11 protein-coding genes are annotated in these 12,057 nt (G+C 53.1%); 5 read left to right on the top strand and 6 right to left on the bottom strand.

What is annotated here, in order from left to right; all coding sequences use genetic code 11:
• The first annotated feature begins 178 nt into the window (after positions 1-178).
• From mgtA to RAC60_RS10700, 4 genes are all read left to right on the top strand, one after another.
• Entirely contained in the window at positions 179-2,881 is a 2,703-nt protein-coding gene (mgtA, locus tag RAC60_RS10715; protein ID WP_375093625.1) for a magnesium-translocating P-type ATPase, read from the top strand.
• A 474-nt stretch (positions 2,882-3,355) separates the two neighbouring features.
• The gene (locus RAC60_RS10710) at positions 3,356-4,138 is read left to right on the top strand and encodes a winged helix-turn-helix domain-containing protein (protein WP_039340102.1); all 783 of its coding nucleotides are present in this window, start codon (positions 3,356-3,358) and stop codon (positions 4,136-4,138) included.
• Positions 4,131-4,595 (top strand): hypothetical protein, encoded by a 465-nt coding sequence (locus RAC60_RS10705; RefSeq protein ID WP_375093624.1) that lies wholly within the window; start codon positions 4,131-4,133, stop codon positions 4,593-4,595. The genes RAC60_RS10710 and RAC60_RS10705 overlap by 8 nt, the downstream gene beginning before the upstream one ends.
• A gap of 325 nt (positions 4,596-4,920) precedes the next feature.
• Positions 4,921-5,175 (top strand): FaeA/PapI family transcriptional regulator, encoded by a 255-nt coding sequence (locus RAC60_RS10700; RefSeq protein ID WP_006120482.1) that lies wholly within the window; start codon positions 4,921-4,923, stop codon positions 5,173-5,175.
• Between the two features lie 171 nt (positions 5,176-5,346).
• Here the strand turns inward: RAC60_RS10700 and RAC60_RS10695 are convergent, their stop codons facing one another.
• The 3 genes from RAC60_RS10695 to RAC60_RS10685 are packed head-to-tail and all read right to left on the bottom strand — an operon-like array spanning position 5,347 to position 8,140.
• Positions 5,347-6,108, bottom strand: coding sequence for an ABC transporter ATP-binding protein (locus RAC60_RS10695; RefSeq protein ID WP_006120484.1), 762 nt, complete (start codon positions 6,106-6,108; stop codon positions 5,347-5,349).
• Positions 6,108-7,142 (bottom strand): iron ABC transporter permease, encoded by a 1,035-nt coding sequence (locus RAC60_RS10690; RefSeq protein WP_033739425.1) that lies wholly within the window; start codon positions 7,140-7,142, stop codon positions 6,108-6,110. The genes RAC60_RS10695 and RAC60_RS10690 overlap by 1 nt, the downstream gene beginning before the upstream one ends.
• Entirely contained in the window at positions 7,142-8,140 is a 999-nt protein-coding gene (locus RAC60_RS10685; RefSeq protein ID WP_375093622.1) for an ABC transporter substrate-binding protein, read from the bottom strand. Before RAC60_RS10685 ends, RAC60_RS10690 begins: the two co-directional genes overlap by 1 nt.
• Before the next feature lie 473 nt (positions 8,141-8,613).
• Between RAC60_RS10685 and RAC60_RS10680 the strand changes: the two genes are divergently transcribed.
• On the top strand, positions 8,614-9,564 hold the full coding sequence (locus RAC60_RS10680) for an ATP-grasp fold amidoligase family protein (protein ID WP_375093620.1): 951 nt from the start codon (positions 8,614-8,616) through the stop codon (positions 9,562-9,564).
• Here RAC60_RS10680 and RAC60_RS10675 read toward each other — a convergent pair.
• The 3 genes from RAC60_RS10675 to RAC60_RS10665 all read right to left on the bottom strand — a co-directional run bounded on the left by RAC60_RS10675 (position 9,520) and on the right by RAC60_RS10665 (position 12,018).
• Positions 9,520-10,605, bottom strand: coding sequence for an ATP-binding protein (locus tag RAC60_RS10675; RefSeq protein WP_039340098.1), 1,086 nt, complete (start codon positions 10,603-10,605; stop codon positions 9,520-9,522). The genes RAC60_RS10680 and RAC60_RS10675 overlap by 45 nt on opposite strands.
• Positions 10,602-11,300, bottom strand: coding sequence for a response regulator (locus RAC60_RS10670; protein WP_033739419.1), 699 nt, complete (start codon positions 11,298-11,300; stop codon positions 10,602-10,604). Before RAC60_RS10670 ends, RAC60_RS10675 begins: the two co-directional genes overlap by 4 nt.
• A 187-nt stretch (positions 11,301-11,487) precedes the next feature.
• Positions 11,488-12,018 (bottom strand): GNAT family N-acetyltransferase, encoded by a 531-nt coding sequence (locus RAC60_RS10665; protein ID WP_054633269.1) that lies wholly within the window; start codon positions 12,016-12,018, stop codon positions 11,488-11,490.
• Positions 12,019-12,057: the final 39 nt, after the last annotated feature.

The following is a 12,057-nucleotide window of genomic DNA, read 5'->3' as shown; positions in this document are numbered from 1 at the left end:
TGTGCGTTTATTTCGCCAGGTCCGGTATTGCGCGGTATTTTTATTTTTCTGCGCGGCGGACGTGCGCGCTTATTTATTAAAAACTGACTGAACCTCTTTACCGGAAATAACCGGAAATACAGGCATGCTTTATTTCGCATGCAGGATATCTGTTGCTTTAAATCAGGGAGATGTCGACATGAGCGACATGAAACTCGAACACGCCGCGATGATTCACAACCGCCAGCGTGCACTTAAAAAAACCAAAACGCCCTTTGCCATTGAACGCGAAGCACGCAATCGCACCGATGTCACGCTGAGCAACCTCCACAGCAGCTATGAGGGCCTGACGCACACGGAAGCCCGGGCGCGATTAGGTGATTATGGTCGCAATGAGGTGGTGCATGAAAAAGCGCCTTCCGCGTTTGTCCAGCTGATCCTGGCCTTTAACAATCCGTTCATCTATGTGCTGATGGTGCTGGCACTGGTCAGCTGGGTAACCGATTACTGGCTACCGCTGCGGGCCGGTCAGGACACCGATCTGTCTGGCGTGATCATCATACTTACCATGGTAACGCTCAGTGGACTGCTGCGTTTCTGGCAGGAGTTCCGTACCAACCGCGCCGCGCAGGCTTTAAAGTCGCTGGTTCGCACGCAGGTTACCGTACTGCGTCGTGAAGAAGGCAGCACGACTGGCCGCCGTCACGATATCGATATGCGTGAACTGGTGCCCGGCGATGTGATTTTATTGAGTGCGGGCGATCTGGTGCCGGCCGACGTGCGCTTGCTGGCCTCGCGCGACCTGTTTATCAGCCAGGCGATCCTGACCGGTGAATCGCTGCCCGTTGAGAAAAACGATCTCAGCGCAGGTGAAGAGATCGCAGAGCAGCCCGGTCGCAGCGTACTGGAGCTCAGAAACAGCTGTCTGATGGGGACCAATGTCGCCAGCGGCACGGCTCGCGCACTGGTCGTCGCCACCGGCAGTGAAACCTGGTTTGGTTCGCTGGCGGCCTCGCTCTCAGGTCGTCGTCCGCAGACCGCGTTTGACCGTGGCGTAAACAGCGTGTCCAGACTGCTGATCCGCTTCATGCTGGTGATGGTGCCGGTTGTCTTACTGATCAACGGCTTTACTAAAGGCGCCTGGATGGACGCCACCTTGTTCGCGTTGGCGGTTGCCGTCGGTCTGACCCCCGAAATGCTGCCGATGATCGTCAGTGCCAATCTGGCCAAAGGCGCGATTGCGATGTCACGGCGCAAAGTCATCGTTAAACGGCTGAACGCGATTCAAAACCTCGGTGCAATGGATGTGCTGTGTACCGATAAAACCGGCACGCTGACGCAGGACAACATTTTTTTGTCGGCGCATCTGAACGGGGAAGGCGTAGAGGATGCGCGCGTATTGCTGCTGGCCTGGCTCAACAGCAGCAGCCAGAGCGGGGCAAAAAATTTGATGGACCGCGCGGTACTGAAATTTGGAGAGCAAACCCTGTCTGCGGCCCAGTGCAGCCAGTTTCAGAAGGTGGATGAGCTGCCTTTTGACTTCGTCCGCCGTCGTGTCTCTGTGGTGGTGGAAGATCTGCAAACGCACCGTCCACTGTTAATCTGCAAAGGGGCGGTCGAGGAAATGCTGGCTGCTGCGACCACACTACGTCAGGGCGAGTCGGTCATTCCGCTGTGCGAACAGAAACGCGTCGAACTGTTGAACCTGACGCAGCATTATAACCAGCAAGGCTTTCGCGTCCTCCTGGTGGCAACCCGTGAGCACGGCATAGCGCTGCCACTCAGCAGCAATGATGAGTGCGAGCTGACCATTGAAGGGATGCTGACCTTTCTGGATCCGCCTAAGGAGAGCGCGGGCAAAGCGATTCAGGCGCTGAAAGACAGTGGCGTGAAGGTCAAAGTGCTGACAGGCGACAATCCGCTGGTGACGTTGCGCGTCTGTCAGGAAGTGGGGCTGGCTTCTGAAGCCATGCTGACCGGCAATGAGATTGATGACATGAGCGACGCGGTGCTGCGCACGGAAGTGGAGCGCTGCATGATTTTCACCCGGCTGACGCCGCAGCAAAAGTCACGCGTGCTTAAACTGCTGCAGCAGAATGGTCATACCGTCGGTTTCCTCGGCGATGGCATCAACGATGCGCCTGCACTGCGCGAGGCCGATGTGGGGATCTCTGTCGATACGGCGACGGACATTGCCAAAGAGTCATCGGACATTATCTTGCTGGAAAAAGATTTGGCCGTGCTGGGCGAAGGTGTCCTCAAAGGGCGCGAAACCTTCGGCAATATCATCAAGTATCTGAACATGACGGCCAGCTCGAATTTCGGCAACGTGTTCTCCGTACTGATTGCCAGCGCATTTATTCCTTTTCTGCCCATGCTGTCTATCCAGTTGCTGATTCAGAACCTGATGTATGACATCTCTCAACTGGCTCTGCCCTGGGACAAGATGGATCGCGAGTTTTTACGTAAACCGCGTAAGTGGGATGCCGGTAACATCAAGCGCTTTATGCTGTGGATGGGGCCAACATCGTCTATTTTCGATGTCACGACCTTTGCGCTGATGTGGTACGTCTTCGGGGCAAATCATGAAAGCGCCCAGTCGCTTTTCCAGTCTGGTTGGTTTGTGGAAGGGTTATTGTCTCAAACGCTGGTGGTGCATATGTTGCGGACGCAGAAAATTCCCTTTATTCAAAGCTGCGCCCGGCTGCCGGTGCTGCTGACCACGATGGGTATCTGTGCGGCGGGTATCCTGCTGCCGTTCTCTTCGCTGGGTACGCTGGTGGGATTAGTTCCGCTGCCCTGGCACTATTTCCCCTGGCTGGTGCTCACCCTGTTTAGCTACTGTCTGGTGGCGCAGGGAATGAAGATGGCGTACATCAAACGCTTTGGCCGCTGGTATTAAATGCTTCAGCCGTAAAAACATCGCCGGTCAATGCCACAAGGTGAGGGTGGCATTGACCGGTTTTCCCTCTGTGCGCATCTGCACGGCCCGTCTTCGTGAACTTGTGCTATATCATTGCAAAAAACGTGATGTCGATAACGTAGACGAACCTTTCTGCCATTCCCGCTCTTGCCGTGGCGTTCTCTGATACAATTACAGCGAAATTATTTAACCTGACCTGACAATATCCGGGTTGGAGGGATCTGCCGTCATCATGCGTGTTAGCTCAGCGAACGGACACGTATCTGAACGCCGCCCGTTTCCCCGGCCGGTAATGCACACTGCCCGCCACGTCAGAAGATTTTGCTCAGTGGCCATGCATACCACACCCGACCGGCGCTGATGATGCGCGGACTTTTTTGCCCGATGATTGAGGATCGTTATCCCGCATGCGTTGTTGTTTACTGCCTTGCCTGTGTGTTGCCGGAGCCTGAAATGCAGCAGACAGAATATGTAATTGAAGGTCTGGTTCGGTTTTCACCCGCTCAGGGACGACTGTGCCTGGTCGAGTCCAGTGAAACCAGCGTGCCCTTATCGCCTGCCTGCAATCATTTACTGGAAATGTTTCTGAAAAGCCCCGGCGTGGTGCTGGCCCGGGAACATATTCTTGATAATTTCTGGCAGGAAACGGGCGCAACGCCTTCGTTCAACAGCCTGAATGCCTATGTATCGTCTATTCGACGCGGTTTTGCCTCGCTGGGCATCAGCCAGGACGTTATCACCACCGTTTATAAAGTGGGCTTTGTTTTCAATCCCACGCTGGCGATTCAAACGACGCACCTTGAGCCGGAACTGGCGGCTCCCACTGCGGATCCGGTCTCTCCGACGGCGGCTCTGCCGCGACGCGACCGTCGTTATTACGCTGCAGGTATTGCGGTGCTCCTGCTGGCAGGCATGACTGTGCTGGTGCTGTCTTCTCTCCGGCCTGAAAAATCGATCGCGCCTGTCAGCGTGGCAGACGTCAACGGCTGCGAGGTACTCTATCTGCCGGTGCATCCGGGGGAATCGGCTTTCCCGCCGGAACCCGTGTGGCGCAAAATCATCGCCAGCAGCGGCATGCCCTGTCAGAAGGGCGGCAAATATCTGTTTTATGCGGACAGAAACGTGACGGCTGGCCACTGGGGCAATGTCTACGTCGCTTACTGCCGCCACGTAACGGGCGGCCAGGCCTACTGCTCAAACTATTCTGAACTCGGATGGCGGGCAGAGAATGAATAAGAAGAACGTCGTGTCGCTCAGTCTGGTTTTGCTCTGTGCCATCCTGGTTATTGCGGGAGGCCTGTACTATGTAAAATCGCAACGCGCCATGTTCGAATTTACCTGCGCAGCGAATTTTCAACAGCGCGATCTCACCCGGAATTATCATCTGGATGCCAGCTTTGTGCTGACGCTGCGTCATTCCGGAGAAGGTATGGTGTCCGTTGATGGAACGGTCTATCAAGCGGGAAATACGTATATCTTAAGACGTAATGTCGAATTTCAGTATTCACCCTATATCCAGTCACTTTATAAGCTCGACCACTATAGTGTGAGTCGCGGTCTGCGCGACAACGTACCGGAAAATATATTAAACAGCCACTTTGCCTATCTCTATATTTCGAAAATAAAAGGAATGGAGGATGCGATATTGGTAGGCAGTCGGGTATTACCTCTTATCGTTTGTCATACCCGCTAATGGCGTTGTCCGCAGGCGCGGGTAGCGCCGTTTCGCACGTCCTTGCCCTGTGGAATGTACGCGGGTTTACGCCTCCTTCTGGTGGCTACCCTGCACAGCGAGCGTCTCTTGTGTGGAATTTAATTTTATATAAATTTATAAAAACAGTTTTTCCTTTCTAAGATTAACCACTCTAAGGTGTTTGTAGCTATTTGAGCCCCGTAATTGTTAAATCCTCATATCGGCAGCATGCCCGGGTTCGTTACAGCCTGGCGCTGTAACGAAATAACAGACATAGCCGGAAAATTTAATTTTTGAGGTGTTAACACTTTACGGGGAAACGGCCATGAAAGAGCTTGCTTATAAAATTCAATGTGACGCGAAATGGAATCAGCTTCAGGACACTGAGAAAAAACCACAGATGAAAGACGTCATTATGTGTCTTATTAAAAAACAGTCGGAAGGCATATTAACCCGGGACGTCGCCGATGAGTGCGATATGTCTATTTACGCTGCAAGAAACTGGCTGTTAAAACTGGAAAACAGTGGACTGCTAAAAAGAGAGGCCGGAACCAAATCCTGTAAATGGTTTATTCTTTAGTGTTTCCCGTGCGTGCTCCCGATGACCTGACGCTCACCGGCAACCGTGCGTGACTGCACAGGCGGGATGTGCCGCAGGGAAAGAAGCCCGTCATAACGCGGCAACGGACGCGCCCGCGCGCGTCAGACTGATGGCCGGTAACCGGCCGTCCTGACGGCGCGCCGCGGGGATTCACACATAGAAATGAATATGTTTTTTACCATGTACCGGGGACGTCTCGATCTGTGTTTTGACCCTGAACACGTCCCACAGCAGTGACTCCGTGAGAATCTCATCCGGCGTGCCCTGCGCCACCACGCCCCCGTGCAGCATAATGATAAGACGATCGCAAAACAGCGCGGCATGGTTCAGATCGTGAATTGCCACAATGCTGGTGACCGGTAGCTCGCTGATCAGCTTCATCAGCTGAATCTGGTGGTGAATATCCAGATGGTTGGTGGGCTCATCAAGCAGTATTTCATTCGGTGACTGGGCAAGGGCCCGGGCGATATGCACACGTTGCCGTTCTCCGCCAGACAGGCTCTGCCAGCCCTGATCGCAACGTGAGGCCATATCCACACGTTTCAGTGCGGCATCGACGATGTCGTCGTCCTGATGGGTCCAGCTGGAAAACGGCGAGTGATGCGGAATGCGGCCCAGTTTGACGATATCGCGCACACGCATATTGGCACTGGTTAACGCATGTTGTTCAACGAAGGCGACACGGCGGGCAAGCTGTTTGCGGGCAATGGACGACAGGTCCTTGCCATCCAGCAGCACTTTACCCTTTTGTTGCTTACGCAGGCCAGCCAGAAGACGAAGCAGGGAGGATTTGCCTGAGCCATTTGGCCCCAGTAATCCCACCGTTTCGCCCGGCGATACCGCCAGGGAAACGTCATTAACGATGATTTTTTTCCCCACCTGCCAGGTAAGGTGTTCGGCGCTAATGCTCATTATTGATTCCTGGAGCGATAAATAATAACGGCAAAGAATGGCACACCCACCAGCGCGGTAACCACGCCCACCGGCAGGCTTTGGGGGGCAATCAGCATACGAGAGGCAATGTCCGCCAGCACCATCAAAATCGCACCCGCGATAGCACAGGCCACCAGCAGGCGGCTGTGCAGAGGACCGAAAAAGAAGCGCATCACATGTGGCACCACCAGCCCGACAAAGCCAATCGAGCCGGCCATGCTGACAATCGTGGCGGTCATCAGGGCGGTTGCCGTGAACAGCACCAGACGAACCACGCCAACCGGAATACCTAATGAAGCCGCGGCATCGTCGCCAAAGGTGAAGGCATCCAGCGCGCGCGCATAATAAAGACAGACCGCTAAACCGACCAGCACGACCACGACCACCAACTGAAACTCCGGCCAGCGTACGCCGCTAAAGCTGCCCAGCAGCCAGAACATGACGTCGCGCGCCTGCTGCGCATTCGCCGAGGTACTGATGGTGTAAGCGGTTATCGCATTAAAGAGTTGCGATGCCGCAACGCCCGCCAGAATCGTGCGCTCCGTCCCGCCACGTGCGCCATTGGTCAGCAGGGCAACAAACGCAAAGGCCGCAAAGGCACCGGTAAAGGCACCCAGCGAAAGGGAGATGGCCCCCGCGCCGACGCCCGAGACCACAATCAATACCGCCCCGGTTGATGCGCCAGCCGAAACCCCTAACACGTAGGGTTCGGCCAGTGCATTCTTCAGCAGGCTCTGTAACACCGCCCCGCAGATCGCCAGACCTGCCCCACTGAATGCGGCAACCAGCGCCCGGCTTAAACGGAAATCCCAGATCACGCTTTCATGGATACGGTTAACGGGCACCGCCGTCATTCCCAGTTTATTGGTGACGGTATAAAAGACGGATTTTAGCGGTATTGATAACTCGCCTACGCTGACGCCCAGTGCAATCACCACAACCAGCACGACAAGGGCGAGGATCGCAATGGCGATAAACCCCACTCGTCGTGCCTGAACAACCCCTTCACTCATTAATTCAGGCCCATCTTACGTAACTGCTCTGCAACCTGTTCTGCACCATAAATCGTACGAATCGTCGGGTTCATTGCCTGACCGTCCATCACGACAATATGGCCTTTCTTCACGGCATCGAGCTGGCTCACGGCCGGATCGCTTTTCAGGAACTTAATCTTTTCTTCGGCGCTATCCAGCTTCCAGCGATTACGATCAAGGCTGGTGACCACGATGACATCCGGATTGGCGGCAATGATACTTTCCCAACTGACAGTGGGCCACTCGGTTTCGGTGGTAATGGCATTATGGCCGCCCAGCAGATCGGCGATAAAGCCGGAGGCACCATTTTTACCGCCCACGTAGGCATCCGCGGTGGGGGAGGAGCTGGAGAACCAAAACACGAAAGACAGGTCTTTCTTGCCTTTAGGAAAGGCTTTTCTCAGGGCGCTTTCACGCTTTTTAAAGTCGTTGATCACCTGCTGTCCGCGATCTTCAACGTTAAAGATTTTGGCAAAATCGGCGATTTCTTCGTAAACATAGGCCATATTCCACAGCGTCGAACGGCTGCCATAAATATCGCCGGTATTCTGCTTCGTGGCACACATGCCTGGTGACAGGTAGGTGTTTATGCCAACGGACTCAAAGTCTTCGCGTTTGGCAACTTTACTGCTCGGCCCCATCAGTAGCTGAATCTGGGCAGCCACAAAATCGGGGTTTTTCGCCAGGATGGATTCCAGCGTAGGGATTTCCACCGTCAGTACCGGCACTTTCGCATTCTTTTCAGCAAGCTCAGGTAACACTTTGGTCGGCCAGAATGCGCTCGCCACCACTTTATCCTGCAGCCCCAGCAGCAGCATGATTTCCGCCGTATTTTGCCCAAGCGCTACGACGCGCGCTGGCGCTTTAGTAAAGGTTTCCTTCTGACCACAGTTTTCGATGGTCAGCGGATAGGTGGTGGCCCAGGCGGAACTCGTCGTGAGGAAAATAAAACTTAACAGGCTAAGCATTTTTTTCATTGGTGTTTTCCATCATTAAATGAGACGGCATGCCGTAACGATTCTGGCGCGGCGAATTTTATCAGACAAAAAATGTAAATAGAAATCATTATTATATGAGTTGATATTTAACAAAAACGCATAAAATTTACTTCAGTAATTAGCCGGGAAAGAAATATCAGCGCAGCAATAAAGATAAATCACGCCGAGTCAAAACAGCGTGATAAGCCCTTGCTGAGGCGGCACTGACGCCGCTCTTGCATAAGAACGGGTTAATCGTTTTCCACGTGATAAAAAGATCACGAACCATTGAGCGGCATCGATATCAGAGAATAAACCCAAAAACCGCTTTGCACTTTGACCGAACGCACGATTAAAACGGGCCTGGGTGAGAGAGCAGAGTGAAACAGATAGCCTCCATTTGCGCTCCACAGTTCAGACAAACTCAGGCAACCTGGGGTGCTTATCATCCTGCCACCGTTGTGGAGGATGTCATGAATACCCTTACGTTTATTGCTAAATACTGTGAATACGGCCTCAAGGTTGCAAGGTGTTTTATTATTAATGATGCACGTTTTCATACGCAGCGATTGCGTATTTTACTGGGCAGAGAGCCTGACCTGATTCATCCGGTCACCCTGAATGAAAAAATGTGTCATCGGTTGATATATGACAGGAATCCGCATTATACGCAGTTGGCGGATAAATTAGCGGTGCGCGATTACGTGGCCAGCCGGACCGATGATGTGATGATTGTGCCACTCATTAACACGTATAAAAGCACCAAAGAGATTGCGTTAAATCGTTTACCCGCGACTTTCGTTTTGAAATGCAATCACGACAGCGGCAGTACGATAATCTGTAAAGACAAAGCGACGTTCAATATCAAAGCCGCTTTACTGAAGCTGGATTTAGCGATGAAAAAGAATATGTATTACACCACTCGGGAATGGCAATATAAAAACATCTCGCCGATGATTCTCTGTGAAGAATATATTGAATTGTTTGCAGGCCGTGAAAGAAGTACAACGCCTGAGATGTTGCGTATCCATTGTTTCAACGGTAATGCCAGCATTATTGAGGCGGATTTTACGGATGAGCAGGGCAGGGAATATGTCAATGTCTACAACAGAAAGTGGGAACTGCAGCCTTTCCAGATTGCCTATCCTCATCATCCCGCGCCGATAGCCGAGCCCGCGTTGTTTTATCGCGCCCTCTGTGCCGCGCAGGCGCTGGCAAAAGATATCGACTACTGTCGGGTCGATTTAATGCTGAAAGATGACAGCCTGTATTTTAGTGAAATCACCTTAACGCCTCAGCGCGGCAAGCTCAAAATAATGCCTCTGGAATGGGACGCTAAACTCGGCGCGATGTGGCAACAGAAGCCGTATCAACCCACCTTATCCTGCCGATCTGCCCTGGCGCGCAACGGGCCAGCGCAATAAAAACAGCGACCCGCCCTGAGAAGACGTTTTATAGCCGATATCGCCACCGTGAGCCTGCATAATTGCTTTGGCGACCGACAGGCCCAGCCCGCAGCCTGTCGGATTGGCCGCACGGCCTGCGATACCACGTTGAAACGGCTCGAACATATGACGCTGGAACTCTTCGGCTACGCCCGGCCCCGCATCTTCCACCTCAATAAAGTAGGCGCTGTCCCGGACACCGCTTCGTACAGCAATCGGGCCTGGCGTGGCGTAATTGCGTGCATTATCAAATAAAATCGTCAGGCACTGAATAATTCTGAGGGGATCACATTGCGTTATCGCCTGCGTTTTCTCCATGACCAGAGTGAATCCACGTTCACGGAACGGATGGCAAAACGCAGTACTGACGTTCTCCAGGATATCGCTAAACGGGACAGACTGGATATCCAGCGTAAACGAACCCCCTTCCGCCGCGCCGACAACGCGAAGGTCGTCGATCAGACGAGATAATCCCTCAGTCTGCCGCAAGAGGCTGATAAATAAGTGGGGTTCAGGCTCAAAAACGCCGTCGACCAGCCCCTGCAACCTGCCGCGCAGAATAGTCACCGGTGTGCGAAGTTCGTGGGCAATGGCCGCGTTCCAGGACTTCCTTTCGTTGTCCAGGGTCTGCAGTTTTTCCGCCATGTCGTTAAAGTCCCGGACTAACAGATTGACCTCGCCCAGGCGGCTCTGGCTGCTGGCGGCGCGCGCGCTTAAATCACCCTGAGAAATACGTCGCAGGCTGGCGGCCACGGAGCTTAAAGGGTGCAGGATTTTCGCGGTGAGTTTAAACGCAAACAGCAAGGCAATCAGGATGCAGAGAGAGGAACTGATGGCGATCCAGACCCAGTCGAAGACCGTCATATTTTCGCTGTTGCTGGCGGATAAGCCACCAGGGATATGATCAATGACAAAGCTGTAGAACAGATAGGAGCCCACCACCGCAACAAAAATAATGGCTAAGGCCAGAGTCAGCATAAACAAAAGAATTTGCCGACTGAGCGCTTTGTCTTTATTCACTTCTGTTCACCCAGCCGATAGCCCATGCCGCGAATACTTTCCGGTACGCCTGATATGCCACAGTTTTCGAATTTTTTGCGTAATTTACTCATGTGGCTGTCGACCGTTCTGTCCAGCGTATCGCTTTCAGGTAAGCAGGCGTTCAGCAACTCTTCCCGACTAAAAACTCTACGTGGGTATTTTGCCATGTGCGTCAGCAGTTTAAATTCTGTCGTGGTCAGGACAGGCGTCAGTGTCTGACCGTTGCTGTGGATCTCCACATAAAACTCATCGGGATAAAGCGTCATGAAACGGGTTTTAATCAGGTTATGCGGTGCCGCCTGAGGGTTGGCGCGGCGCAACACCGCCTCGATACGGGCCACGACCTCAGAAGGATTAAACGGTTTAACGATATAATCGTCCGCACCCAGCCGAAGCCCCATGAGTTTATCGATATCCTGGTCCAGGGCTGTGACCATGATGACCGGCGTATTGCTCTCTTTGCGCAATGTTGAAAGGACATTCCAGCCATCAACGCGGGGCAACTGGATATCAAGCAGCACTAAATCAGGCTGCAGGCGGGTGATCAATGTGAGGGCTTGCTCACCGTCGGCCGCATGGACGGTTCTCATCCCGGCTCGCTTGATGTAACTCATCAGGATATCGGAGATTTCAACATCATCCTCCGCCACCAGGATTAATTTGTCGTTATTCATGACGCCCTCAACATCAAAGTCAGAAACGGTTGCCGGTCAATGTCACATCCACACCAGAATGCGTCGCCTCGCAATCGGCACAGTATGTCAGTCGCGGCAGACCAGCAAAGCACAGTGCGACATAACAGACATCAGGCCCTGAACGCATACAGCATGATGAGACCGCAGGAGGCTCGCAACAGTTCACTCACCACTCTTTTTGCAGCAGGGCAAAAACCAACGTGTCCTCATACACAGGCACACCGTCTTCCTGCGTAAAACAGACGTACTCTTTGAAGCAGCCTTCCAGGCGCATCCCCAGACGGCGGCATAGCGCTTGTGAGCCTGCATTATCGCTTGCAACATACGCATAGAGGCGGCGGACGTCCCTGACGTTAAAGAGATAAGTAAACAGACAGGTCGTGGCTTCCAGTGCAAAACCCTGTCCCTGATAGTGTGGATTGACATACCAGCCAACGCTTAACGTATTGTCATCGGGCTCGGCCTCACCAGAAGCAAACAGATGGCCGATCACGGCACCCGTTTCTTTTAAACAGATGGCATATTGCGTGTCATCATCGCGCCTTTTTGTGGCTTCCTCTCTGGCGGCGGCCATGTCTTCCAGTTTTTCATCGTAAAAGCATGCGGGCTGGGGATCAGACAAATAAGCAAACAGCGCTTCGGCGTCGTCCGGCATAAAACGCCGCAGGATTAATCGTTCTGACTCTGCTATTTGCATAACGCACCTTTACGTGAGGAAATAGAAGCGATAATAAGG

This window comes from Pantoea sp. BR_17, from assembly GCF_041955125.1.
Classification (GTDB): domain Bacteria; phylum Pseudomonadota; class Gammaproteobacteria; order Enterobacterales; family Enterobacteriaceae; genus Pantoea; species Pantoea stewartii.
The sequence above is the reverse complement of the archived record's forward strand: the minus strand, read 5'-3'. Positions and strand labels throughout refer to the sequence as shown.

Bases quoted from the DNA above. Each gene is read 5' to 3' on its own strand.
- mgtA (WP_375093625.1), top strand. From the start codon at position 179: ATGAGCGACATGAAACTCGAACACGCCGCGATGATTCACAACCGCCAG.
- RAC60_RS10665 (WP_054633269.1), bottom strand. From the start codon at position 12,018: ATGCAAATAGCAGAGTCAGAACGATTAATCCTGCGGCGTTTTATGCCG.
- RAC60_RS10670 (WP_033739419.1), bottom strand. From the start codon at position 11,300: ATGAATAACGACAAATTAATCCTGGTGGCGGAGGATGATGTTGAAATC.
- RAC60_RS10680 (WP_375093620.1), top strand. From the start codon at position 8,614: ATGAATACCCTTACGTTTATTGCTAAATACTGTGAATACGGCCTCAAG.
- RAC60_RS10690 (WP_033739425.1), bottom strand. From the start codon at position 7,142: ATGAGTGAAGGGGTTGTTCAGGCACGACGAGTGGGGTTTATCGCCATT.
- RAC60_RS10685 (WP_375093622.1), bottom strand. From the start codon at position 8,140: ATGAAAAAAATGCTTAGCCTGTTAAGTTTTATTTTCCTCACGACGAGT.
- RAC60_RS10705 (WP_375093624.1), top strand. From the start codon at position 4,131: ATGAATAAGAAGAACGTCGTGTCGCTCAGTCTGGTTTTGCTCTGTGCC.
- RAC60_RS10710 (WP_039340102.1), top strand. From the start codon at position 3,356: ATGCAGCAGACAGAATATGTAATTGAAGGTCTGGTTCGGTTTTCACCC.
- RAC60_RS10695 (WP_006120484.1), bottom strand. From the start codon at position 6,108: ATGAGCATTAGCGCCGAACACCTTACCTGGCAGGTGGGGAAAAAAATC.
- RAC60_RS10700 (WP_006120482.1), top strand. From the start codon at position 4,921: ATGAAAGAGCTTGCTTATAAAATTCAATGTGACGCGAAATGGAATCAG.